This window comes from Rubellimicrobium rubrum (genome assembly GCF_006152115.1).
Taxonomy (GTDB): domain Bacteria; phylum Pseudomonadota; class Alphaproteobacteria; order Rhodobacterales; family Rhodobacteraceae; genus Rubellimicrobium; species Rubellimicrobium rubrum.
Map to the genome: position 1 here is coordinate 160,911 of NZ_VDFU01000001.1, position 23,804 is coordinate 184,714.

General features: G+C 66.7%; 25 protein-coding genes and 1 tRNA gene. 12 read left to right on the plus strand and 14 right to left on the minus strand.

Features of this window, described 5'->3' with window-relative positions; genetic code table 11:
• Nucleotides 1–67: 67 nt before the first annotated feature.
• The gene (selD, locus tag FHG66_RS00825) at nt 68–1,132 is read right to left on the minus strand and encodes a selenide, water dikinase SelD (protein ID WP_139074696.1); all 1,065 of its coding nucleotides are present in this window, start codon (nt 1,130–1,132) and stop codon (nt 68–70) included.
• A 217-nt stretch (nt 1,133–1,349) separates the two neighbouring features.
• Complete coding sequence (locus FHG66_RS00830; protein WP_139074697.1) at nt 1,350–1,844, minus strand: DUF2934 domain-containing protein; 495 nt, start codon at nt 1,842–1,844, stop codon at nt 1,350–1,352.
• A 310-nt stretch (nt 1,845–2,154) separates the two neighbouring features.
• On the opposite strand from FHG66_RS00830, the gene FHG66_RS00835 reads away from it, so the two are divergent.
• The 7 genes from FHG66_RS00835 to FHG66_RS00865 are packed head-to-tail and all read left to right on the plus strand — an operon-like array spanning nt 2,155 to nt 8,744.
• On the plus strand, nt 2,155–3,201 hold the full coding sequence (locus tag FHG66_RS00835) for an ABC transporter ATP-binding protein (protein ID WP_139074699.1): 1,047 nt from the start codon (nt 2,155–2,157) through the stop codon (nt 3,199–3,201).
• 21 nt (nt 3,202–3,222) lie between these two features.
• Nucleotides 3,223–4,551 carry a histidinol dehydrogenase gene (gene hisD, locus FHG66_RS00840; RefSeq protein ID WP_139074701.1) on the plus strand — a complete coding sequence of 443 codons (1,329 nt, stop codon included), beginning with the start codon at nt 3,223–3,225 and terminating at the stop codon, nt 4,549–4,551.
• Nucleotides 4,552–4,555: 4 nt separating this feature from the next.
• Nucleotides 4,556–5,320 carry an SDR family NAD(P)-dependent oxidoreductase gene (locus FHG66_RS00845; RefSeq protein ID WP_139074702.1) on the plus strand — a complete coding sequence of 255 codons (765 nt, stop codon included), beginning with the start codon at nt 4,556–4,558 and terminating at the stop codon, nt 5,318–5,320.
• Between the two features lie 2 nt (nt 5,321–5,322).
• The gene (locus FHG66_RS00850) at nt 5,323–6,369 is read left to right on the plus strand and encodes a LacI family DNA-binding transcriptional regulator (RefSeq protein ID WP_139074704.1); all 1,047 of its coding nucleotides are present in this window, start codon (nt 5,323–5,325) and stop codon (nt 6,367–6,369) included.
• Nucleotides 6,366–7,340, plus strand: coding sequence for a cupin domain-containing protein (locus FHG66_RS00855; protein WP_139074706.1), 975 nt, complete (start codon nt 6,366–6,368; stop codon nt 7,338–7,340). The genes FHG66_RS00850 and FHG66_RS00855 overlap by 4 nt, the downstream gene beginning before the upstream one ends.
• Nucleotides 7,333–8,055 (plus strand): alpha/beta fold hydrolase, encoded by a 723-nt coding sequence (locus FHG66_RS00860; RefSeq protein ID WP_342777467.1) that lies wholly within the window; start codon nt 7,333–7,335, stop codon nt 8,053–8,055. Before FHG66_RS00855 ends, FHG66_RS00860 begins: the two co-directional genes overlap by 8 nt.
• Nucleotides 8,055–8,744: an RraA family protein gene (locus tag FHG66_RS00865; RefSeq protein ID WP_139074708.1), complete on the plus strand. Its 690-nt coding sequence runs from the start codon at nt 8,055–8,057 to the stop codon at nt 8,742–8,744. The genes FHG66_RS00860 and FHG66_RS00865 overlap by 1 nt, the downstream gene beginning before the upstream one ends.
• On the opposite strand, the gene FHG66_RS00870 is transcribed toward FHG66_RS00865, so the two are convergent.
• The 3 genes from FHG66_RS00870 to FHG66_RS00880 all read right to left on the minus strand — a co-directional run bounded on the left by FHG66_RS00870 (nt 8,741) and on the right by FHG66_RS00880 (nt 11,955).
• Entirely contained in the window at nt 8,741–9,619 is an 879-nt protein-coding gene (locus FHG66_RS00870; protein ID WP_139074710.1) for a carbohydrate ABC transporter permease, read from the minus strand. The two genes, FHG66_RS00865 and FHG66_RS00870, sit on opposite strands and share 4 nt — an antisense overlap.
• Nucleotides 9,619–10,653 (minus strand): carbohydrate ABC transporter permease, encoded by a 1,035-nt coding sequence (locus FHG66_RS00875; protein ID WP_139074712.1) that lies wholly within the window; start codon nt 10,651–10,653, stop codon nt 9,619–9,621. The genes FHG66_RS00870 and FHG66_RS00875 overlap by 1 nt, the downstream gene beginning before the upstream one ends.
• A gap of 66 nt (nt 10,654–10,719) precedes the next feature.
• Nucleotides 10,720–11,955, minus strand: coding sequence for an ABC transporter substrate-binding protein (locus FHG66_RS00880; RefSeq protein ID WP_139074714.1), 1,236 nt, complete (start codon nt 11,953–11,955; stop codon nt 10,720–10,722).
• A gap of 257 nt (nt 11,956–12,212) precedes the next feature.
• On the opposite strand from FHG66_RS00880, the gene hisD (FHG66_RS00885) reads away from it, so the two are divergent.
• Nucleotides 12,213–13,487 (plus strand): histidinol dehydrogenase, encoded by a 1,275-nt coding sequence (gene hisD / locus FHG66_RS00885; protein WP_139074716.1) that lies wholly within the window; start codon nt 12,213–12,215, stop codon nt 13,485–13,487.
• Here the strand turns inward: hisD (FHG66_RS00885) and FHG66_RS00890 are convergent.
• From FHG66_RS00890 to FHG66_RS00895, 3 genes are read right to left on the minus strand one after another with little or no spacing between them, the layout of a single operon-like run.
• Nucleotides 13,484–14,830 (minus strand): amidase, encoded by a 1,347-nt coding sequence (locus tag FHG66_RS00890; protein ID WP_139074718.1) that lies wholly within the window; start codon nt 14,828–14,830, stop codon nt 13,484–13,486. The genes hisD (FHG66_RS00885) and FHG66_RS00890 overlap by 4 nt on opposite strands.
• A complete protein-coding gene (locus FHG66_RS21430) occupies nt 14,827–14,970 on the minus strand; it encodes a hypothetical protein (RefSeq protein ID WP_176556071.1) in 144 nt (47 codons plus the stop codon). Before FHG66_RS21430 ends, FHG66_RS00890 begins: the two co-directional genes overlap by 4 nt.
• Nucleotides 14,967–16,079, minus strand: coding sequence for a nuclear transport factor 2 family protein (locus FHG66_RS00895; protein WP_139074720.1), 1,113 nt, complete (start codon nt 16,077–16,079; stop codon nt 14,967–14,969). The genes FHG66_RS21430 and FHG66_RS00895 overlap by 4 nt, the downstream gene beginning before the upstream one ends.
• Nucleotides 16,080–17,152: 1,073 nt before the next feature.
• Between FHG66_RS00895 and FHG66_RS00900 the strand changes: the two genes are divergently transcribed.
• Nucleotides 17,153–17,665 carry a metallophosphoesterase family protein gene (locus FHG66_RS00900; protein ID WP_246082410.1) on the plus strand — a complete coding sequence of 171 codons (513 nt, stop codon included), beginning with the start codon at nt 17,153–17,155 and terminating at the stop codon, nt 17,663–17,665.
• A 131-nt stretch (nt 17,666–17,796) separates the two neighbouring features.
• Here the strand turns inward: FHG66_RS00900 and FHG66_RS00905 are convergent, their stop codons facing one another.
• The 5 genes from FHG66_RS00905 to FHG66_RS00925 form a co-directional block, all read right to left on the minus strand.
• A complete protein-coding gene (locus tag FHG66_RS00905) occupies nt 17,797–18,225 on the minus strand; it encodes a DUF427 domain-containing protein (RefSeq protein ID WP_218013764.1) in 429 nt (142 codons plus the stop codon).
• Nucleotides 18,226–18,875: 650 nt separating this feature from the next.
• Nucleotides 18,876–18,951: transfer RNA gene (locus tag FHG66_RS00910), tRNA-Thr, on the minus strand.
• Between the two features lie 60 nt (nt 18,952–19,011).
• Complete coding sequence (locus FHG66_RS00915; RefSeq protein ID WP_139074722.1) at nt 19,012–20,670, minus strand: ABC transporter permease; 1,659 nt, start codon at nt 20,668–20,670, stop codon at nt 19,012–19,014.
• Nucleotides 20,671–20,732: 62 nt separating this feature from the next.
• Nucleotides 20,733–21,053 carry a quaternary ammonium compound efflux SMR transporter SugE gene (gene sugE / locus FHG66_RS00920; protein WP_139074724.1) on the minus strand — a complete coding sequence of 107 codons (321 nt, stop codon included), beginning with the start codon at nt 21,051–21,053 and terminating at the stop codon, nt 20,733–20,735.
• Nucleotides 21,054–21,064: 11 nt separating this feature from the next.
• Nucleotides 21,065–21,328, minus strand: a complete 264-nt coding sequence (locus FHG66_RS00925; protein WP_246082422.1) for a DUF2312 domain-containing protein — start codon at nt 21,326–21,328, stop codon at nt 21,065–21,067.
• Between the two features lie 129 nt (nt 21,329–21,457).
• Here FHG66_RS00925 and FHG66_RS00930 point away from each other — a divergent pair, with 129 nt between their 5' ends.
• From FHG66_RS00930 to FHG66_RS00940, 3 genes are all read left to right on the plus strand, one after another.
• A complete protein-coding gene (locus tag FHG66_RS00930; protein WP_139074727.1) occupies nt 21,458–21,673 on the plus strand; it encodes a hypothetical protein in 216 nt (71 codons plus the stop codon).
• A gap of 40 nt (nt 21,674–21,713) precedes the next feature.
• Nucleotides 21,714–22,130 (plus strand): protein tyrosine phosphatase family protein, encoded by a 417-nt coding sequence (locus tag FHG66_RS00935; protein ID WP_139074729.1) that lies wholly within the window; start codon nt 21,714–21,716, stop codon nt 22,128–22,130.
• Between the two features lie 80 nt (nt 22,131–22,210).
• Complete coding sequence (locus tag FHG66_RS00940) at nt 22,211–22,759, plus strand: DUF892 family protein (protein WP_139074731.1); 549 nt, start codon at nt 22,211–22,213, stop codon at nt 22,757–22,759.
• A 48-nt stretch (nt 22,760–22,807) separates the two neighbouring features.
• Here FHG66_RS00940 and FHG66_RS00945 read toward each other — a convergent pair whose 3' ends face one another.
• Nucleotides 22,808–23,749 (minus strand): FliM/FliN family flagellar motor switch protein, encoded by a 942-nt coding sequence (locus FHG66_RS00945; protein ID WP_139074733.1) that lies wholly within the window; start codon nt 23,747–23,749, stop codon nt 22,808–22,810.
• Between the last annotated feature and the right edge of the window lie 55 nt (nt 23,750–23,804).

Genomic DNA, 23,804 nt, shown 5'->3' on the forward strand with positions numbered 1-23,804 from the left:
GGCTCCTATCGTGGCCTAGGGGAACACGGAAGGGCCGGACCAGCCCACCCAACCGACGCCAGCGGCCTTAGCGCACCCGAAGCCGTGGTTCGGCTGCGGTGGAGGCGATTGAACCGATCACCGAAGCACCTTCGAAGCCATGGCGGAGGAAGACCGCCAGCACCTCGTCCACGCAGGACGGCGCGCAAGAGACCAGCAGCCCGCCGCTGGTCTGCGGATCGGACAGGAGGGCCCGGTCCTCGGCGGCAAAGCCGTCCGGCAGAGCCACCTCGGCGCCATAGCTGGCCCAATTGCGGCCCGAGGCCCCGGTGACGAACCCTGCCCCGGCCAAGGCACGAACCTCGTTAAGCAAGGGGACCTTGGACCAGTCGAGCCCTACGTCGCATCCCGAGCCACGCGCCATCTCGAGCGCGTGCCCCGCCAGCCCGAAGCCGGTCACGTCCGTCATCGCATGGACGCCGGGCAGACGGGCCAGATCAGGGCCGGGGGTGTTGAGCCGGGTGGTCATGTCGATCATCCGCGCGTAGCCGTCCGCGTCCAGCGCGCCTTTCTTGAGAGCGGCGGACATGATCCCGACACCTAGCGGCTTGCCAAGGATCAGGACGTCACCCGGTTCGGCCTGCGCGTTGCGCCGCACGAGCCGGGGATCGACGAGACCCAAGGCCACCAGCCCGTAGATCGGCTCGACCGAGTCGATGGAGTGCCCCCCCGCGATCGGGATGCCCGCGGCCCGACACACCGAGGCGCCGCCGGCCAGGATGCGCCCGATGGTGTCGGTGGAAAGGACGTTGATGGGCATGCCTACCAAGGCCAGGGCCATGATCGGCTGCCCGCCCATGGCGTACACGTCGCTGATGGCGTTCGTGGCGGCGATCCGTCCGAAGTCGTGGGGGTCGTCCACGATCGGCATGAAGAAATCCGTGGTGGCGACCAGCGCCTGGCTGTCGTTGAGCCGAAAGACCGCCGCGTCATCGGAGGTCTCGATCCCCACCATCAGCGCCTCGGGGATCGGGAGCGTACCGGCGCCGCGAAGCATCTCGGACAGAACGCCCGGGGCGATCTTGCACCCGCAGCCGCCACCATGCGACAGCGAGGTGAGCCGTGGCTCCGGGGGGTGTTCCGGTGCGTTCATGCGCCGTCCTTTCAGCGATCCGTCCGTCCAACGCCTGGAAACCGGTCCAGACGCCTGCGTGAACGCACCCGCTAGCACAGGCGATGAGCGAGACCAATCCGAACGAGTGTCGGTCGAGCAGGCCGGGCCCGGCTGGCTTCTTGGGGTCGTGGTGACGCTGCGTCGGCCGGCCATGCCGGTCAGGTCCACCTCCACAAGCGCTTGGCCGGACTCGCGCTTAGTGAACGGTCCCGGACTCGGAAGAGGGCTTGCGCCGCCGCCGGGCGGATTGCTCTTGCGTGCTTGCGTCGGGACTGGCCTCGGCCGCGACAGGCTTCTTTCGACGGGTCTTGGGCGCAGCTTCGGCGGCCGGTTCGGACTGCCCGCCCTCCGGGGCCTTCGGCGCGCGGCTCCGGCGTTTCGGCGCCTCAGCCGGGGATGCGGCTTGGTCGTCGGCCCCGGTCTTGCGGCTGCGCTTGCTTGGTGCGTCTGAGGCTTCGCCGGCGGTTGCCGCCTTGGCCGCACGGGGCTTGCGGCCCTTGGTCGGGGGTGTCGGGGACTCGATCTCCTCTGCGGTGGCAGGGGTGTGGGCGGCCTTGATGCGGTCGAGCTCTTGCGTGATCTCGTCCGCGGCCAACTGCCAATGCTCTTCGTGTCGTCCATGGGGGTGACCTTCCCGCTCCCAGATCTCGTGGGCGCGCTGTCGGATCAGCTCTTCCAAGTCGGGGGTCATGTTCAATGTCCTTCTCGCAAAGAGGTCATGTGGGCTCCGCTTCAGGTCAAAGCCGGAAACGCGGACGCTTGTTCCACGGAACTCCGGGATTGCCGCGTTCCTGGATGCCAAACGGCCATGCAAAGGCCAACGGCCTGAATCAACGGCTTTTAGGACACCTTACCGCGTCGCGAGCGGCAGGCTGCGCCACGACCGCGCGCCGAGATCTTGCATACGTCTGCAAAAACGACTTGCGTCTCGGCAAGTGTGGCGCAAGAGTGCTGAACAGGCGGGCATGGACCTGGATCCATCCGTCCGGCGGGGAGCGTGAATGGCTGACATCGAGCTGAGAAGCCTTTCGAAGCGTTGGGGCTCGTTCGTCGGGGTGAAGGAGCTTGACCTGTCCATCCCCGACAAGGAGTTCCTCGTGCTCCTGGGCCCTTCCGGATGCGGGAAGACCACGACCATGCGGATGATCGCGGGGCTGGAGGATGCCTCCTCAGGAGACATCCTGATCGGCGGGCGGCGCGTCAACGGGCTCGACCCCAAGGACCGCGACATCGCCATGGTCTTTCAAAGCTATGCCCTTTACCCGAACCTATCGGTCTACGAGAACATCCGCTTCCCCCTGAAGGTCCGCCGCGTCCCGGTCGCAGAACACGACGCGCGGGTGCGCCGCGCCGCCACCATGGTAGAGTTGACCGACTTCCTCGACCGCCGCCCCGCCGCTTTGTCGGGCGGGCAAAGGCAGCGCGTGGCCTTGGCTCGGGCCATCGTGCGGCAGCCCTCGGTCTTTCTCATGGACGAGCCGCTGTCGAACCTTGATGCCAAGCTTCGCGTCTCGACCCGGGCGCAGATCAAGAACTTGAGCCACGAGCTTCAGGTCACCACGATCTACGTCACCCATGACCAGGTCGAAGCCATGACGCTGGCAGACCGCGTGGTGGTGATGAAAAGCGGCGAGGTTCAGCAGATGGGCACGCCGACGGAAATCTACGACCGACCGGCCAACACCTTTGTCGCCGGCTTCATCGGTAACCCCGCCATGAACCTGATGGAAGGACGGATCAATGACGGCGTCTTCGAGGGCGAGAACGTCCGCATCCCCGGCCTGAGCGGGCCCGACGGTCCCGTGACTCTTGGCTTCCGGGCCGAGGACGCGACGCTCACCTCCGAGGGGGAGATCGTCGCCCCGGCCTATACGACCGAGCTTCTGGGCGATGCCACGATGATCACGGTCCGCGCGGGCGGCGCTCTCGTGGCGGTCAAGGCGCATAAGGAGGTACGCGCGCAGATCGGCGAACGGATCGCCATCAACGTGCCACCGGCCATCTGCCATCTGTTCGACCCCGCCTCGGGCCAAAGGCTGGCCGTCTAGGCCCGCGCGAAGGAGGACTTCATGGCGATCTCGCATCTCAAGAGCGGCAAGCCCGAAACGGAGCGCGCCCAGGACGACGCCAAGGTCCGAGCCACGGTAGAGGCGGTCCTGGCCGATATCGGCGCACGGGGCGATGCCGCCGTGCGCGAACTGTCCGCCCGCTTCGACCGCTACGATCCGCCCTCGTTCCGTCTGTCGCCGTCCGAGGTCGAGGCGGCGCTGCAGAAGGTGCCGGCCCGCGACATGGCCGACATCCGGTTCGCGCAGGACCAGATCCGTCGCTTTGCCGAAGCGCAGAAGGCGAGCCTCCGCGACATCGAGGTGGAAACGCTGCCTGGCGTAATCCTCGGCCACCGGAACATTCCGGTCCAGTCGGTGGGCTGCTATGTCCCCGGCGGCAAGTTTCCCATGGTCGCATCGGCCCATATGTCGGTGCTGACGGCCCATGTGGCCGGGGTTCCCCGCATCATCGCCTCGGCTCCGCCGGTAGGAGGTGAGCCGCACCCCGCGATCGTGGCCGCCATGCATCTGGGCGGCGCGCACGAGATTTATGTGCTGGGGGGCATGCAGGCCGTAGGCGCCATGGCGCTGGGGACCGAGACGATCCGGCCCGTGGACATGCTCGTGGGTCCCGGCAACGCCTATGTGGCCGAAGCCAAGAGGCAGCTGTTCGGGCGCGTGGGCATCGACCTTTTCGCAGGCCCTACCGAGACCATGCTCATCGCCGACGACACCGTGGACGCCGAGCTTTGCGCCACCGACCTGCTGGGTCAAGCCGAGCACGGCTACAACTCGCCCGCTTGCCTCATCACCAACTCGCGCCGCCTTGCGGAAGGCACGATGGCCGAAGTGGAGCGTCTGCTCGCCATCCTGCCCACGGCCGAGACGGCTCGTGCCTCGTGGCGTGACTACGGCGACGTGATCCTTTGCGACACGCACGACGAGATGCTCGGGGTCGCCAACGACATGGCCTACGAGCACGTGCAGGTCATGACCGACCGCGACGACTGGTACCTGGAAAACATGCACAGCTACGGCGCGCTGTTCCTTGGGCCGCGCACCAACGTGGCCAACGGGGACAAGGTGATCGGGACGAACCACACCCTGCCCACGCGCCGCGCCGGGCGTTACACCGGCGGGCTTTGGGTTGGCAAGTTCCTCAAGACCCACAGCTACCAGCGCATCCTGACCGACGAGGCCGCAGCGATGGTGGGCGAGTACGGCTCGCGGCTGTGCATGCTGGAAGGCTTCGTGGGCCACACCGAGCAGTGCAACATACGCGTCCGCCGGTACGGCGGGCGCAACGTGCCCTACGGCCAGCCGGCGCTGGCGGTCAAGGCAGCGGAGTAGCCCCTTGGCCCTGCCCCGTACCCCTTCGTTCCGGCTCGACGGCAGGCGCGCCGTCGTGGCGGGCGCTTCCTCAGGCATCGGCCTCGCCTCGGCCGTGGCGCTAGCCGAGGCAGGAGCCGAGGTCGCGCTGGTGGCCCGGCGCGAAGGTGAACTGCTGGAACTGGCCGGGGTGATCGGCGGTGCGGGCGGGCGGGCTTCGGTTCATCCGCTCGACGTCACAGACCTGACCGCGACGGCAACGCTTGTCGCCGAGGCGGGGCCGTTCGACATCCTCGTGAACGCAGCCGGCTTGGCCCGGCATTCACCGGCGCTCGACACCCGACCCGAGGATTATGACGCGGCCATGAGCCTCAACCTCCGGGCCGCGTACTTCCTGACCCGAGAGGTGGCGCGCGGGCTGATCGAGGCGGGCAAACCGGGCAGCCTCATCAACATCTCGTCGCAGATGGGCCATGTCGGCGGGCCGGACCGGGCGGTCTACTGCGCCTCCAAGCACGCCCTGGAGGGCATGACCAAGGCCATGGCCATCGAATGGGGGCCGCATGGCATCCGCGTGAACACGCTCTGCCCTACCTTCATCCGCACGCCGCTGGCCGCGCCGACGCTGGACGACCCGGAACGTCGGACATGGGTGCTGTCCAAGATCAAGCTCGGCCGCGTGGGCGAAGTAGAAGATTTGATGGGCCCTGTCGTCTTCCTTGCCTCGGACGCGAGCGCGCTGATCACGGGGACGTCTCTCCTCGTGGACGGCGGCTGGACGGCGGAGTGACGATGGCCGAACGGATCACCTCCGCCCAGGTCGCCGCCCTTGCCGGGGTGTCGCAGTCCGCCGTGAGCCGGGTGTTCACGCCAGGGGCAAGCGTGTCCAAGAAGACGGCGGAAAAGGTTCGCCATGCGGCGGAACAGTTGGGCTACCGTCCCAACGTGCTGGCCCGAGCCATGATCACGGGCCGTTCGCGCATCATCGGCCTCGTGGTCGCTTATCTGGAGAACCAGTTCTACCCGTTGGCGCTGGCGCGGCTGTCCCGCTCGCTCCAGGAACGGGGCTACCACATCCTTGTGTTCTTGGCGGGCAACGACGCGGCCAAAACCGCACAGGTGGTGGACGAGCTGCTCGACTATCAGGTGGACGCGATCCTCACCGCGTCCGTCGCCATGAGCAACGACCTGGCTACGCGCTGCGAGGCGGCGGGCATTCCCGTCGTGGCCTTCAACCGGGGCCAGGACGACCCGCGCCTGTCCGAGGTCACCTCGGACAACCTCGCCGGCGGGCGGCAGGTGGCGGAGTTCCTCCTGGCGGGCGGGCACCGGCGCATTGCGCATATCGCCGGCTGGCAGGGCTCCTCGACGGGGCGGGACCGGGCCGAGGGGTTCCGCGCCGGGTTGGCGCAGGCGGAACAGGAGCCCGTGGCTATCATGGACGGCCTCTACGACCGCGCCGTCGCGGCCAAGGCGGCGCTGGATCTGGTCGTACGACCGGACAGGCCCGACGCGATCTTTGTCGGCAACGACCACATGGCCTTTGCCGTGATGGACGCCCTTCGGTTCCAGGCCATGCTGCGCGTGCCCGAGGATGTGTCGGTCGTGGGCTACGACGACGTGCCGATGGCGGCTTGGCCGGCCTATGACCTGACCACGAACCGGCAGCCGCTGGACGCCATGGTGGCCGCCACCGTGGACGTCCTCATGGCGCGGATCGAGGGTGACGCCCAGCCGCACAAGATCCGCTTGGCCGGGCCCCTGATCATCCGCGGCTCCGCCCGCCTTCCCCAGGGAACCCAGCGTTCCCCGGCCCCTTCCCCAACAGGTGAGACATGACCCCGCACGAGATGGACTCCCGCATCGTCCGCTACGGCGACCTGCGGCCTTGCAAGACCGCCTTCATCGACGCCCACACCCCGGGGTCGAACCAGAAGGAGAACTTCACCATCATCGGCGGCGGCGTTTCGGAATCACCCGACCAGCACGTCCATATTCGCGACACGCCCGGCTTCAACATCGGCGCCGCGGGCCAGCCACCCAAGTGCCGCAACTCCTTGCACAGCCACCGGACGGCCGAGGTGTTCTTCGTCCTCAAGGGCCGATGGCGCTTCTTCTGGGGCCGCTGGGGCAACGCGGGCGAGGTGGTGCTGGAGGAGGGCGACATCTTCAACATCCCCACCGGCATCTTCCGCGGCTTCGAGAACATCGGCACCGATTACGGGATGATCATGGCGATCCTGGGCGGCGACGATGCCGGGGGTGGCGTGATCTGGGCCCCGCAGGTCATCACCGACGCCAAGGACCACGGCCTCGTGCTGGGGAAGAATGGCAAGCTTTACGACGGCAAGAAGGGCCAGACCCTGCCCGACGGCGTGCCGCCCATGCCGCTCCTGACGGACGAGGAGCTTGCGCAGTTCCCCGAGCCCACGACACTCGACGTGGTGCCCCACCATGTCGCCCGTTACTGGGATCTGATGGCGCTGTCCGACAGGCAACCCGCCAAGGTGATCGGGGCCGACGGCATGCTGACGGACCGCCCGGGCTTCGAGGTGGAGTTCCTGTCCCGCAACTCCGTCCCGGACGAGATGCACGCCCATGACCACCATGCCGTGCTCATGCCGATGCGCGGCCACTGGCGGTTGCGTTTCGAGAACGGGCCCGAGACGGTGCTGAACCCGGGCGACACCGCGTTGATCAAGCCCGGTGAGCGGCATGCCCTTGCCCCTTCGATGACAGGCGAGGCGTCGCTTTATCGCGTCACCGCCACCGACGACCCGGCGGGACTGACCGGACGGCTTCTTGGATGAGCGGCTTAGCGGGCTTCGCCCTGTGACGCCGCTGGTCCTGATCCCGGGCCATATGTGCGACGCCCGTCTTTGGGGGCCGCAACTGGCGGCCTTCTCGGGCACCCGCAGCATCCATCTGGCCGAGATCGCAAGCGCGGACAGCATGGAGGCGCTGGGCACCGCCGTCCTGGCGCAGGCCCCGCCCCACTTCGCGCTGGCCGGCCTTTCCATGGGCGGCATCGTGGCGATGGAAGTTGTCCGGCAGGCGCCCGGGCGGGTCGAGCGCATCGCCCTCCTTGACACCAACCCCTTGCCGGAGGCCGATCACGTCAAGGCGGCGCGCCGGGCCAGCATGGCTCGGGCAGAGGCTGGGGAACTCGGATCCCTCCTCCAAGAGGCGATGCTGCCGCTCTACCTTTCCGAATCCGGACTGACAGGACCGATCCTCGACCTTTGCCATGACATGGCCATGGCGCTGGGACCGGACGTGTTCCTGCGCCAGTCGCGTGCTCTCATGGCCCGTCCCGACCAGCAGGACACGCTGAGGGGTCTGAACCGGCCGGCGCTGATCCTGTCCGGGGCGCAGGACCGGCTCGTGCCGCCCAAGCGGGCGCATCTGATGGCCGAGTTGATGCCCCATGCACGGCTGGAGTTGATCGCCGACGCGGGCCACCTCCCTACGCTTGAGCAACCCGAGGCGACCAACGCGGCCCTGCGCCGCTGGCTGGAGGACTGATGAACGACGCCCTTCTCGCTCTCCTTCGGGGGGCGGACACCCCCACCGTTTGCAACGCCATCGAGGTCGCGCAAGGACGACGCGGGTTTGCGGCCTTCACGCACGGAACCCCGGTCTGCTCAGCCCCGGGCTTGGCCATGGTGGGCTATGCGGTCACGGCACGGCTTTCCGCGCAAAAGCCGCCGACCGAGGACCCGGCCACGATCCGCGCCCGCCGCATGGCGTATTACCGCGCCATGTGGGAGGCGCCCAAGCCGGCCATCGCGGTGATCGAGGATCTGGACCCTACCCCGGTCGGGGCGTTCTGGGGCGAGGTGAACACCACGTTGCACAAAGCTCTGGGCATCGCGGGGGCGCTGACCAACGGCGTGCTGCGCGATCTGGGCGACCTGCCGGACGGCTTTCCGGTGGTGGCCGGCAGCATCGGCCCGAGCCACGGCTTCGTCCACATCCGCGAGATCGGGACGCCCGTCACTGTCCTGGGCCTGACTGTCGCCCCCGGCGACCTGATCCACGCGGACCGGCACGGTGCCGTGGTGATCCCGCCCGCCGTGATCCCCCGACTGGCGGAGTCGATGGCCAAGCTACGCGCCAGCGAGCAGGTCATCCTCGCCCCCTCGCGTCAGGGCTTCGAGACGTTCGAGGCGTTCGAGGCAGCCTGGACCGCCTTTGAACAGGCCCGGGTCTAGCCCTTGACCGCCCCGGCGGTCAGGCCGGACACCAGATACCGCTGGAAGAACATCACGAGCAGGAAGATCGGGATCGTGATGCTCACCACGGCGGCGACGGCGAACATCACGTTCCCCTCGCTCTGGATCTGGCCCAGGTAGCTCGCGATCTTGGGCACCATGGTCTGGTTCCGCTCGCTCAGCACCAGTCCGGTCACCGAGAAGTCGTTGTAGGCCAGCAGGAAGGCGAACAGGCCCGTGGTGATGACCCCCGGCCACATCACCGGCACGATGGCCAGCCGGAACGCCTGGAACCGCGTGCAGCCGTCCACAAGCGCGCTTTCGTCCAGATCGCGCGGGATGCCCTGGAAGAAGCTGTACATCATCCACAGCGTGAACGGCTGGTTCAGCGCCACCAGCACGATGATGGCCGTGGGCAGGTAGCCCCAGATGTTGAGCTGGAAGAATGGCAGCAGGTAGCCCGACACGAGCGTGATGTCCGGCATGGCCCGGAAGAACAGCGCCGCGATCAGGATGACAAACCGATACCGGGCCGTGGAACGCGCCAGCGCATAGCCGCCCAGCGTCCCGAAGGAGAGAGAGATCACCACCACGCAAACCGTGATGATCGCGGTGTTGAGCGTGGAGCGCCAGAACTGGGTGGTGACCCAGGCCCCGTAGTAGCCGTCCCCGGTAAAGGCGTCGCCAGTCAGGCGGGCCGTGTTGGTGCCCAGGATGGCGTGCCACCAAGTATCGCGCGAGAAGAAGTCGGGCTCCACCTTGAACGATCCCCAGACCGTCCAGACAAAGGGAAAGGCCGCGATCAGCAGCCAGAGGAGCACGAAGCCCGTGGCCGTGGCGCGGATCACCGGGGAACGACGCGAGAAGGCGTCCATCAGCCCCTCCCTGTCGAAAGCTCGCGCGCGACGCGCAGGAGGACCGGGACGATCAGCACGGCGATGAACCCGATGGTTATGACACTCGTCGCGGCGGCCGAGCCGAAGAGCTGCGAGGTCTGCGTGTTGAGGCTCGAATAGATCTGATAGCTCAGCGAGGTCGCGTTGGCGGCAGCGTTGAAGCTGATGATGGGCTCGAAAACCCGGAAGTTGTCCATGAGCTGCACCAGGAGCACGAACAGGATCAGGGGCTTCAGCGACGGCAGGACGACATAGCGGATGCGTTCGATCCGGGACGCGCCGTCGATCATGGCGGCTTCCACGGTGTCCCGCGGCACGGCCTGAAGGCCCGCATAGAAGACGATGAAGCTGAAGGGCGCGTTGGTCCAGATCCCGTAGACGATCAGCATGGCCCAGGTCAGCGGCGCCGAAGAGCGGGTGGACAGGCCTGGGTCGTTGAAGACGTTCTGGATCGCCGCGCCCAGGATGCCTTCGGAGTTCAGCATCCAGAACAGGATGAGCGAGCCCACGAGCGGCGTGATCAGCATGGGCACGAGGCTGAAGAAGATCACTGGGCCCTTGAGCATCTGCGGCACGGTATTGACCGCCAGCGCGATCAGCAGACCCAGCATCATCGCCAGCGGGGTCACCAGCGCGCAGTAGGTCACCGTGAAGGCCAGCGCCCGGTAGAGCGGCAGGTTGTAGATGCGCGACACCGCATCGGTGAACCCGTCACTGGTTGTCAGAATGTCCCGCAACTCGCCGAAGGCGAGATGATTGCGGTCGATGTAAGTTCCCAGGCCGTTGAACCGGCCCAGAGGTTCCTCCGCCCGCAACTGCGCCGTGGCGGCCGAGTCCACAGTGCTCGTGCTCGTGCAGCCGCCGAAGGGCTGGCACGTCTCCGAGGTGACGATCACCTGCTCATGTTCGATGAACAGCGACTGCACCACGATGGACACGATCGGCAGCGCGATGAACAGGAGCATCGCGAGCAGCGACGGGAACATGAAGCGGAAGAAGGTCGAATGCGGCACGGCCGGTCCGTTTCTGCTGCGGTCCCAGGGGCGGGCCGGACCAGCGGTCCCGGCCCGTTCGGTCGCTTACTGCAGGAATCCCGCCTGCTGCGCGGCGGCGGTGTAGGAGGCCGTGATGTCGGCCAGCGCCTTGTCCGCGTCCTCGCTTCCCTTGATGAAATCGGCGAGCTCGTTGCCCAGCGTCTCGTGCAGGAGGCCCATATAGGGGACCATGGGATAGGGTCGCGCGCCGCTCATGGCGGTGCCGATCACGCCTGCGGCCGTGGGGCCAGGCTCGTAGCCCGCGATGAGCCAAGTCGCGACCTGCGGATGTTCGGCCGCCACTTCGGGTCGGATGGCGTGCATCATGGCGCGGAAGCTGGCCTCCGCGTCCTCGTCCGATATGTTCTGCGCTATGGTGAAGCCGTCCCACCACAGCGCGGCCGCAGGGGTCGTGCCGCCCCCGATGGTGGGCGACGGCGCGAAGACCGTGTTCTCGACCACCTCGGGAGTGGACTTGGCCGGGTCGATGGTCGCCCCGGCCAGCGAGCCCCACTGCTGCATGATGGCCATGTTGCCGGACTGGTAGACCGCGCCCATCGTGTTCGCGTTGAAGGTGACATATTCGGGCGCCATGTACTGGGTCAGGTCGCGCATCATCTGCAGCGTGGCGCGGCCCTGTTCGTTGTCGATCGCCAGTTCGGCGGTGCCCGGCGCAAAGAATTCGGCCCCCGTCCCTAGGTACATGTTCACGAACTCGGCCGCGAGATCCCAGCCTGTCGCGTTTGAGGCGCCCAGCGGATGCTCCATGATCCCTTGGTCCTTGATGGCCTTGGCGGCGTCCAGCACGCCTTCCCAGGTGGTCGGCGGTTCCACGCCCGCCTGCTCCAGCACGTCGCGGCGGAAGAACAGGTGCTGGGAGTTCGCCATGAAGGCGATGGCCATGGTCTTGCCGTCGATCTTGATGAGCTGGTTCGGCTGGAGCTGCTGCCCGTACTCGGCCACGAGGTCGTCGAGCGGGCGGATCAGGCCGTCGTTCAGCAGCGGCACGATGGAGTTGTTGGCGACCATCGCGATGGTGTACTCGGCCGGGTTGCCGGTCAGGGCGGGCACCTGGATGTTCTTGTGCTCCGAGGTGGCGTTCGACTCCACCGTGACGGTCTCGCTCGCGCAGGTGGCGGCCTCGGAGTTGACGAGGCGCAACGCCTCAAAGTCGTTGGACAGGATGCGCACTGATCCGGCTTCGATGCCGCACTCGGCCAGGGCCGGCCCCGCGATCAGGAGCGCCGCGAGGGAGACGAGGGTCGTCCGATGGAATGTCATGGGAGGTCCTTCCGCTGTCGGGTCGTTCGGCCGTTGCGACGGCTCTTTGCAGACGTTTGCAAACTGGAGCAGAACACAAGTTCGGTGACCTGACAAGCTTCGCAGTGCCTCTACGGAACCTTCTTGCAAACGAATGCAGAAAACGTCAGCCTTTCGGCAGGACGCAGGGCAGGCAATGGGCCGCCAGGTGACGTGAGCGACCTTATCCTGCTCTGCTGAGCCGATCCCCTGCAGCACACATTGGCACAAGGCTGACGATGAACGACTTTCCCGGCATATCCTGGATCAAGGCCCCGTCCCCCGAGGCCGCCGCCGACACGGCCGAGGTGCAGCGCCTCGTGGCCGAAGTGCTGGCCCGCGTAAAGGCCGAAGGCGACGCGGCGGTGGCAGACTATGCGCGACGCTTCGACAGGTCCGACCTCGACCGTTTTGAGGTCACCCCCGAGGAACGTCAGGCCGCTGTCGATGCACTCGATCTCCAGACCCGGGCGGACACCGAGTTCGCCATCGCGAACGTGCGCCGCTTCGCCGAGGCGCAACTAGCCACCATGCAGCCACTCGAGATCGAGATTCTGCCCGGCGCGCATCTGGGCCACCGTGTCATCCCGGTCGAGCGGGTGGGCTGCTACGTTCCGGGCGGGCGGTTCCCACTCCTGTCCGCGCCGATCATGACCATCGTGCCCGCCAAGGTCGCAGGAGTGGACGAGGTCATCGCCTGCCTGCCGCCCAACGCGCACCAGGCCATGGTCGCGGGCTGCCACCTGTCGGGCGCGGACCGCATCTTCCGCATCGGCGGCGCGCAGGCCATCGCCGCCCTGGCTTTTGGCACCGAGACCGTTCCCGCCGTGGACAAGATCGTCGGCCCCGGCAACGCCTTCGTCAACGAGGCCAAGCGCCAGGTCTTCGGCCCCGTGGGCATCGACCAGCTGGCCGGTCCGTCCGAGATCTACATCCTCGCGGACTCGACAGGCGAGGCCGAGATGATCGCGACGGACCTCCTCGCGCAGGCCGAGCATGACGTGCGGACGCGTGTGGGCCTCATTACCACCAGCGCCGATCTGGGCCGCGCCGTGCTGGCCGACGTCGAGAAGCAACTGGCGACCCTCTCCACCGCCTCGGTCGCGGGGCCGTCCTGGGCAAGCAAGGGCGAGATCGCGGTCGCGTCGGACGAGGAGGCGATGATCGCCTATTCCGACCACATCGCGGCCGAGCATCTTCAGGTCCACACCGCCGACCCGCACGCCTTCGGGCAGCGTCTGCGGAACTACGGCTCGCTCTTCATCGGGGAGCTGGCCTCGGTGGTCTATTCGGACAAGTGTATCGGCACCAACCACACGCTGCCCACGATGGCGGCGGGCCGCTACACCGGCGGGCTCTGGGTCGGGTCCTACGTCAAGGTCGCGACGCATCAGTGGCTCGATGACCGGGGCGTGCGCGCCGTGGCCCCGCCCGCCGCGCGGCAAAGCGCCTCCGAGGGGCTCGAAGGGCACCGCCGCGCCGCGCAGCTTCGGCTCGACCGGATGCAGGCCTAAAGATCGGGGCGGGCGGCGGCGTGGTCCGTCGCCCGTTCGAAGGCATGGCCGACGCGGCAGACGGTCGCCTCGTCGCCATGCCGTCCGATGATCTGGAGACCGACCGGCAACCCGCCTGCCAACCCGGCTGGAACCGACATCGCCGGGTGTCCGGTAACGTTGAATGGCAGCGTTCGCATCGGGGTCCAAGCTGCTCCCTTCTCAAAAGCCGAAAAGGGCGGCGCAGGCGACAGGGTGGTCGCGCAGAGCAGCGCGTCGCACCCGTCCAGTGCCCGGTCTACCTGCCCCCGCAGCATCGGCACCAAGGCCCGCGCCGCGGCAAGATCGTTCTGTGTGAGCACGACCCCGGCGGCGAGCGTCTGAACGGCCATGCGGCCCCACAGGTCCGGGCGGTCCCGCAGCGCCGCGCCATGGATCCGCAATCCCTCCACGTGGATGATGACCGCACCCACCGCTTCGAGCAGATCGTAGTCGGGCATCGACACCTCGACGATGCGTGCCCCGGCAAGCGACAGGGCAGAGGCCGCTTCGTCCATCCCGGCAAGTGCTCTGGGATCGCAGGCTGGGTCACGTGCGAACCAGTCCCGGGCGTAGCCCAGCAGCAGCCCTTCGGCCCCCTGCTCCAGCCGTGACGCCGCGCCGGTCCCCGGCGCCATTGCATCGAGCATCAGCGCTGCTTCCTGAACCGTCGCGGCAATCGGCCCGGGATGATCGAGTTCAGCAGCGATCTTCCAGAACCCGTCCTGTGGAACCCGCCCCCAGGTCGGCTTCAGGCCGACCACGCCGCAATAGGCGGATGGCGACCGGATCGAGCCTCCGGTGTCACTGCCCACGGCCAGACGCACCATCCCCGCCGCCACCGCCGCCGCCGAGCCGGAGGATGATCCTCCGGTGATATGGGTCGGGTTCCAGGGGTTGCGGGCTGGCGGATGCTCCAGTCCTGGATCGGGCCCGACGAAGCCCCATTCGTAGGTTGCGACATGACCCAACGGCACCGCCCCGGCCTCGATCAGTCGTTGGACTGCAACCGCGTCCTGCTCCGCCACCCTGTTCGGCAACCGTGAGCCGTTGCTGGTCGCGAGACCCTTCAGATCGACCATATCTTTTACGGCGAATGGGATGCCATGCAGCGGTCCCCGGTCGATCCCTGCTGCAAGTTCCGCATCGGCTTGCGCCGCGAGACCGTGCGACCTTGGGTCCATCGCCCAGAAGGCTCGTACGATGTCGTCTGCGGTTTCGATCCGTCTCAGGTGCCGTCCGAGCAGTTCGACAGCCGTCAGCGTCCCGGCGCGAAGTGCCGCCCCGGCCTCGGCCAGGGATGGCGCGGGTGAACCTCGGATCATGGTCGTCCGGCCCGGACCTTCTCGGCCGCCCGCACTAGGAAGCGGGCCGTAGCCAGCACTGGTGCAATCTCATCTTCGTGCAGGCGGATTCCAGCCTGAGCCAGCCGCGCCCGCAGTTCGGCCTCGGTCACTTCGCTCATGCCATGCCGGCCATCTGCGCAAGCCGAACCTGCATCATGAGCGACAGCTCGTCGTAGACGCGCCACTCGTCCACGACCTTGCCGTCCTTCACGTGGAGATGGGTCATTCCCATGACCTGCAGCCGCTTGCCGGTCGGCTCGCCCAGCGCCTGGAGGATGCCGTAGCCCATGTGGTGCCCTTCGAGAATCCAGCGCACCGCGATCTTAATCCCGCCCTCCTCGCTGGGGGTCGAGCAGATGTGCTGCGGCATGAAGGCACCGTCGGGAATGGAGCCGATCAGGCCCAGCGTCTGGTGGATCACCGCCGCCTGCCCGTACAGTTCCACCATCAGGGGGCCGTGGTACTGGCAGTTGGGCGCATAAACGTCCTTGATCCGGCCGAACATCCGGCCGTTCCAGACCTCATGCATCCAGCGCAGCGTGTCGCGTTCCAGGTCATTGTGCGCGATGGACAGGTCCGGCTCGGCCTCGGGCGGCATCTGCCCGATGAGCCGCCGGTTCTCTCCGATGTCGATGCTGAGCAGGCCCTTATCGAAGGCGGCGCGCGCCATTCGGTCGGCGAAGGCCCAGCCGTCGAGGCCAAGCTGCTGGATGATTGCCAACGTGTCCGCGACCACCCATTCGCGGTAGATCTTGTTCTCGTGGATCATGCAGTCGGCCACGGTGCGCGAGGTGAAGGTGCGCCCTGTCGCCGGCCCGAGATGCCCGTTTTGAGTGTGACGCCCTGTCCCGGTCACAAGATGCGACGTGTAGAATCCCTCGTCTTCGTCGCCGCGCCAGATGACCTGCGTGGCCATGCCCCGCCGCTCGGGGAAGCTGACGAGGCGCTGGATCGTGTCGCGCACGACCTCCTCGCGGGTATAAAGCGTGCCGGTGGTGCCATAGAGGACGCAGTTGTGCGTGTAGTGGGTATAGATCAGGCCCACATCCCGCTCGTCCCAGATGCGGTGCGTGCAGCGGACGATGTAGTCGACGATGTCCGTGTAGATGGGATCGAAGCCGCGCATCGGCTGCACCCGCGCCCGACCTTCCGGGGCAAGCTGCGTATAATCGCGCCGCTCGACCTGGAGCACAGGCTCACGTGCGGGCGGCTGGATGTCGTCGGGCATTCCGCCCTCCCTGATGATCCCTGGATGCCGACATCATGACGTTTTCGCAAACGTATGCAAGACGGCCTGACGACAGCTTGCGGCGGGGTGCGCGGGCCTTGGTTAAGGTCCGCTCCGCCCGAGTTGACCTCTCGTGCCCGTTTGGCCGGGAGATTGCTCGTGGTCTATGCGGAACCACTCGGTGCTAGAGCCCGCCTCATCCGTCGAGGCAGCGACACCGGTGCCGAGGATGCGAAGGCGTTGATCCTCTCCGCACTCCGGCCAACACTGGATACGGACACCCAGAGTTCGTCGGGCACGCAATCGCGTGGTGGTCTTCTGAAGCCGGTGACAACGACACCGGGGCTATCTCGATGGGTCGGGAGACGTGGTCGGGGGACATGGATCGACATCGCCAAGGGCCTCGGGATCCCGCTGGTGGTGACAGGTCAAATGGCCACCGACCAAGATGGGACAGCATGGCAGTGGATCCCCTAAGCCATCTACCTTGTCCACATGCCACTGTCCCTTGCCCTGTCGGGGTATCTGTTCCACCCCATGGCGTTGGTTGAGGCCCTGAAAGGCAGGCTGCACGGCCTTTTTCTGCCGCATGTTTCGTTCCTGTTCACACGGTTGAGCATGACGGTGCGCTCACCCATCCCGTCCCTGAGCGACGCGCTGCTAGGGGCTCTTAACTGACAGGAGCGTTTGGGGTCTTCTGGTTCGTGACGGGCCTTCTGGCCGCAACTGCGCTGTGTGGGCGGTCCTCAGGCTTGCGTTCGGACCGAGATAGCGGACCGGCCCAAGGCGCTCGAACGGGAGAACCGCGAACTGCCCCAAGCCAACGATATCCTGCACAAGTCTTCACGAATGCCTCGTCGGAGTGCCAACGCCAGCGGGCGACCGGGCGCATCCCCTGCGCTCGCCTCCACCTGACCTCGGCCACAAACACCGGCCCGAACTTGGGCGACCAGAATCGCCCAGTCTTGTGGCTTACCTCGGTGCCGCGCTCGTGCAAGCTACACTGCCCTGAGGCTGGGTCCGTTGTGTGATGGCGTTACCTTGCCAGAAGCAACCGCCAAGCGTCGGGAGATGTGCTACAGGAACTGCAACGTCGCAGAGAAGGCGCAAAAGCCATGCAGTCCGGGTTCAGGATCGGCGTCATTTCCGACACGCATGGGCTGCTGCGCCCAGAGGCCTTGGAAGCGCTCCGCGGAGCCCGCCACATCATCCATGCAGGCGACATTGGTGCGCCCGAGATCATCGACGCTCTTCGCGTGCTGGCGCCGACAACTGCGATCAGAGGAAACATCGACAAGGCCGTCTGGGCCAGCCGTTATAGGGACACCGAGTCCTTCTCTATGGGCGACATGCGTTTTCACGTGGTGCATGACTTGGCCGAACTGCGCTTCGCTGCTCTGGGGGCTGATGCATCCGTCGTGGTGTCAGGCCACTCGCACCGTCCCAAGATCGAGATGCGAGGCGGCGTGCTTTTCCTCAATCCAGGCAGCGCTGGTCCGAAACGCTTCAAGCTTCCGGTCACCGTCGCCAGCCTTTGGATCGCTCCCGGTCAGCTGGAGCCGGAAATCCACCACTTAGCGGTTTAGCTCTAGAGCTTTCTGCGGGTGGGTGCGCGCGGGTTCCGGGATCTCGTGACCGTGGTGGGGCACGCCGCGATGGTGTCGGCGGGCGAGTGGGAGGAAGGCGGGCTCGTCGTGCGCTTCGAAGGCCGGGCCCCTTACCACCCATCGCTCCCGGGCACGCCCTTGAACGGGCCTGACAGTTTGGAGGTGATCCACCCTCCGTAGAAGCGCCCGGGTTGCGGGACCACGAATTCGCCGTCCACGGTGCAGCGTTCGAACGGGGCGGCGTAAAAGGCGACGTGATCGCGCAAGGCTTCGAACGCGGGCGAGGGCCTTGGATAGCTCCAGCCCACCCTTGAAAGAACGATGTCCCCCAGCACGACGTCCCAGTAGACGGCCTCGCCCTTCCACTCACACAGCGAGCGCCCCGACGCGTGGCGCAGCAGGCCCGGGCGGATGTCGTCGGGCGGGATGTAGTAGCTCGGCGGGTGGCTCGTCTCGATCACCCGGACGGACCGGCGCGTATCGGCGATGGTGACCCCTTGGTGTTCGATGATGATGTGAACCGAGCTCGACTGTGCCACGGCTGGGCGCGGAAAAGCCCAAACGCTCTCTTGGAAAGGATGTGTGGGATCGGGGTCAGGCCGCAGGAGTGCCAATGCCTAGAATATCCTCTACCGAGGTCCATCGTCGGGGACCGTAGCGATCGTTGTCGAGGTGACCGAAGGCCACGCCGCTCTCGAACATGCTGTGGAAGTACTGCATCCCTGCCAGGCGGGGAAGGCTTGCCTTCGAAACCCTGGGCAGCATCCGCAATCTGTTCACGCGCACAGAGTGCGAGAACTACGTCCGAGCCGCGGGCTGTGCGCCAAGTTAAAGGCAAACTCTTTCAGCAAGGCAGTGCAATGGCGGCGCGAAAACCAACGCATAGAGCGGTAAAGCGACGATCTACAGCCTGCGTGACACCTATGCCTCTCGCATGGGAGACCAGAACACGAGTCTGCGCATGATCGCCAAGCTCCGGGGTCACAGGATTCCGACCTTGACGCGCACGTGTGCCGACATCGAGCCACGGATTTGACTGACGAGGCTGGAAGGCCCCTGTCTACATGATCCTCAGAGCGGGACGAGAAAGCCCCGTCCTTGTCCGACACATAAACGGCATCGTATGGAGACCACATAAGAACGGCCAAGCCCGATAGCGACCTAAGTCACTGATGGAGCTCAGACGTTCTGGTGCCCCCAGACGGACTTGAACCGCCGACCTTCTGATTACAAATCAGCTGCTCTACCAGCTGAGCTATGGGGGCCGATGCTCCGATTACGCGGCTTGGGTGTCCAAGGCAACCCTGGCTTCGCAGGGAGCGGGACTAGCGGTTGGCCCGAGCCAGCAGGATCGTGGCGGCCATCCCGACCAGCGTGATGGTCAGCGCGGCCGGAGCGGCCTCGCTCAGGTTCTCCAGGCTCGCCTTGGCATGGACCCGGGTGGCGAGCGTGTCGAAGCTGAAGGGCCGCAGGAGCAACGTCGCTGGCAACTCCTTAACGCAATCCACGAAGACAAGGAGCAAGGCAGAGCCCAGCGAGGCGCGGGCCAAAGGCAGGTGGACCGCGCGGAGGGTTCCTCCGGCCGTCCGCCCCAGGGATCGAGCCGCCATCGGAAGCGACGGCGAGATGCGCGCCATCGCCGCATCAGCGGTCCCCTGGGCCACCGCGAAGAACCGGACCACATAGGCGAGCGTCAGCGCCGCCGCCGTCCCGGTCAGAATCAGGCCCGGATCATTCCCTGTGACGCGTAGCACCAGATCGGCTACGGCGTTGTCGGTGGCAGCCAGGGGAATCAGGATCCCGATCCCGAGCACCGCGCCAGGCACCGCGTAGCCGATCGCCGTCACGGGCAGAAGGATCACCGGGAGCCGCCGTCCAGACAGGCGCGCGCCATAAACCATCAGCACACCCAGTATCACGCACAGCAAGGCCGCCGCCCCGCCCACCGTCAGCGAGTGGAGGAGCGCCCGCGCCAGCCCAGGCTCCACCCATTGCTGGGCATCGAAGGAATGGGACAGCAGCACCGTCACGGGCAGGACGAATCCGCCGAGGAAAGGCAATACGCAGGCCAGGGTCGCGGCCCACGCCTTCCAGCCCGATAGGTTCTGGGCGGTGATGGGACGATGCGCCCGGGCCGAGGCATGGGTCCGGCCACGACGGCGGCTCGCTTTCTCGATCGTGACGAGGAGGACGATGATGGCCAGCACGCAGGCCGAAATCTGGGCGGCTCCGGCAAGGTTTCCGGCCTGCAACCAGACCGAGAAGATGCCTGTCGTCAGGGTTTGGACGGCAAAGTAGTGCACCGCGCCGAAGTCGTTGACGGTCTCCATCATCACGACGGCCGTCCCTGCGGCGATGGCGGGCCGCGCGAGCGGCAGCCCGACACGGAAAAAGCGCGACCACGCTCCGGCCCCCAGCGCCTGCGCGACCTCGAAGACCGATCCCGACTGCTCTCGGAAGGCGGCGCGCGTCAGGAGATAAACGTAAGGATAAAGCGCCCCGGACAGCACGAGGATCGCCGCGCCAGGTGTTCGGATTTCGGGGAACCAGTAGTCGCGCGCGGTCTGCCAGCCGAAAAGGGCGCGGAGACCTCGCTGAACCGGCCCGGCATACTCCAGGAAGTCCACAAGGGCGTAGGCGCCCACATAGGCAGGCACGGCAAGAGGCAACAGCAGCGCCCATTGCAACCAGTTTCGTCCGGGAAAGCGGTACATGGTCACCAGCCAAGCCGCGCCCGCACCGATGGCCGCCGACAACAGACCCACGCCCAGCATTAGCGTCAAGGTGTTGCGGACATAACGGGGCAGCGTGGTCGAGAGCAGGTGCGGCCAGATCTCCGTGCCGCCCTGCAGGGCAAGCCAAACCACCGACACCACGGGCAGGAGAACAAGCGCTGCGATCAGCACCGCCGCCGCCGACCAGCCGTCCGGCCTGAGCGGGATCGCGCTGCCGCGTCCTGTATCCTGAGTGAACTGGTCAGCCATGCCGGTGGCCTAGCCCAATCCCCCACGCGTGTCGAGCGGACGCCGTCCAAGGCAGCGGCGGCCTAGTCGGGCGAGACCAGCTTCAGCCCCACGATTCCCGCGACGATCAGCCCGATGCACAGGAGCCGCGCCACACTGGCCGCTTCCTCGAACAGCCAGATGCCGAGAAGCGCTGTGCCGACCGTTCCGACCCCGGTCCAGACCGCGTAGGCCGTCCCGAGTGGCAGCGTGCGGAGCGCCAGCCCCAGAAGACCCAGGCTCACTGCCATGGCAGCGACGGTGCCCAGGGTCGGCCAGAGACGCGTGAACCCTGCCGTATACTTGAGCCCCACGGCCCAGCCTACTTCGAACACGCCCGCCAGGACCAAGATGACCCAAGCCATGGATGGCCCTGTCAGGTCATGCCGAGGGCTTGCTTGTACAGTTCGAGGATGGCTTCCTCCTCGTCGATGTCGTCCTTGTCGCGCTTGCGGATCGCGATGATCTTCTTGAGGATCTTGACGTCGTAGCCACGGCCCTTGGCCTCGGCCATGACTTCCTTCATCTCCTCGGCCAGATCCTTCTTCTGGGCTTCCAGCGCTTCGTAACGCTCGATGAACTGGCGGATCTCCTCGCCGGGAAGGGGTTCGGTCTCGACCACGGACAGGTGGGGTGGCATTGCGCGATTCCTTCTCATGGGACTGCTCGTCACCCTGGCCTAGCCGGCGCGGCGCGAGTCTCGCAAGCGCGCTTGCGCGAGGGGGTCGGGCGGGGTAGGCGCGGAAGGCACAGCGGCGGAGGTTCGCGCATGGAAGTCCTGATCTGGATCGGCACGGCCGTGGCCCTTCTTGGCATGGTCGGCATCGTCTGGAGCGGAGCCATCGCGATCAAGGCCCGGCGCGAGGGGCTGGACGACGCGGCGCTACGGGCGCGGCTCCAGCGGGCGCTGCCCATCAACCTGGGCGCGTTGCTGCTTTCGATCCTGGGCTGCCTCCTGGTGATCCTGGGCGTCGTCTTCAGCTGAGGCGCTGGACGCGCGGCAGGCCCGGCCCTATCACTGGGGCATGGACATCCGCCGCATCACCCCCGACTACGCCGTCTCGCCCCAGATCGCCCCCGATGACGTTCCGGACATTGCTGCGGCCGGCTTCCGGACTGTGATCTGCAACCGGCCCGATTCTGAAGTTCCGATGGAACTCTCCGCCGAGGTGCTGCGCGCAGCCGTCGAGGCGGCGGGTCTCACCTTCGTGGAGAATCCAGTCACCCACCCCACCATGACGCCAGAGCGGATCGCAAGGCAGGCCGCAGCCATGGGCGAAGGCCCCGCCCTTGCCTATTGCGCATCCGGAACGCGGTCCTCGATCCTCTGGTCGCTGGCACAGGCTGGGCGGATCCCAACGGACGAGATCATCGCAGCCACGTCACGGGCGGGCTACGACCTGGCAGCGCTTCGTCCCCGCTTGGACCTCGCGCGGGGTTGATCGGCAGGAAGCCCCTGTTCTCCTGAACCACCCTCCGCTTGAGGCGTTGGCTCCCCGAGACTTCGTCACAGGAGACAGTTATGGCTTACGACCAGACCTCGGCTTCCGGATCGCTTATGACCTCGGACAGTGCCAAGCAGGACTACATCATGGGCATCCAGAGCGCCCACGCCCTTGAAAAGCAGGCGACCCAGCTGATCAACCGCCAGTTGGAGCGGATCGAAAGCTATCCGGAGGTGGCGGCGGTCCTGACGCAGCACGGCACCGAAACCGAGGCGCAGATCCAGCGGCTCGACGGCATCCTGCAGGAGCTGGGCTCCGCCCCGTCCGCGCTCAAGGATCTGGCGACGCAGATGTCCGGGAACGCGGCCGCGCTCGCGCATACCGTCATGTCCGACGAGATCATGAAGAATCATTTCGCCAACGTCGCCTTTGAAGCCTTCGAGCAGGCGACCTACCGCTCGCTCATTGCCATGGCCCAGGCCACGGGGCACCAGCACCATGTTCCGATCTACGAAGCGACGTTGCGCGAGGAAGAAAAGACCTTCCAAACGCTGCTTGGCATGACCGACCAGCTTACCGTCAAGTTCATGGAACTCAGCAACGCGGGCGAGCAGGCCAAGCGCTGAGCCGAACAACGGCAGACGCGGAGGCCCCCTGTCGGGGGCCTTTTGCGTTCATGAGTCCCAGTCCATCCCGCCCATGATCATCGGCGGTTCGGACTCGGTGTCGGAGGGCTGGTCCCCCAAGGCGGGGATCTCCTCCAAATACGGAGCGAGCGGCTGTTCGATCCGCACGGCGCGCATCCCGGCCACCTGACCGAGTCGGCCAGGGCCAAGGTCCACCCCTCCAGCCTCGATCCGGACCGAGGCGACAGTCACGCCGGGTAATGCCAGAACCTGCCCGACTTCCAGGGCCTCGGCATCGGACAGCGGCAGGCTGATGCGGTGCAGCACGGCGGTCAGCGTCGCCTGGGCGCCCATGACCTGTTCCGCCACGGTGGCGTCGGCGGGCTTGGATTCAGCGGCGGACTTGGTCATGCCGGGCAGCCGGATCATGGCTAGGGCAAGACCCTGCCGCTCACCGGCGCCGAGGTCGAGGGTCAGCCGAACCACCCGGTAAGCCCCATCGGCCAGCAGCATGGCCGCCTCGCGGGCGCCTGGCAGACGGGCGGTCAGCCGTGGGTTCCGGGTCCACCCGGCCAGGGATGTTCCTTCCACGGCGGTCTGCATCTCGGACAGGAAGGCCGCCAGGAGAGGCCGCGCCAGCGCAGCATCAGCGGCCGTCACCGCGCGGGTTTCGGGCGAGGACGGAAGCAGCTTCCCCAGCGTCTGCACCTCGATCGCGGCGGCACGCGCCTCCGCATCGAGGGCAATCAATCCCACTGGCTCCGCGCCTTCGTACAGCGCGATCATGAGGAGCCCATCCTCGAGCCGTGACAACAGGTCGTCCAGCGGCCCCGAGTCTTCGCTGACGCCAAGCACGGCGAGGTGCAGGTTGATGGACCGTTCGGCCGCACGCACCATGGCCAACCGCAGGGCGCGGGCTGGCGTGAGGGAGGGGGGCGGCACTGGGCTGCGCACGAGGCGCCGCATGAGGTTCGCGGTCGTCTGCTCCACGATTCCGGTCCCTTCTAAGACGGACCAACACTATCCGGGAATAGGTTGACGACTG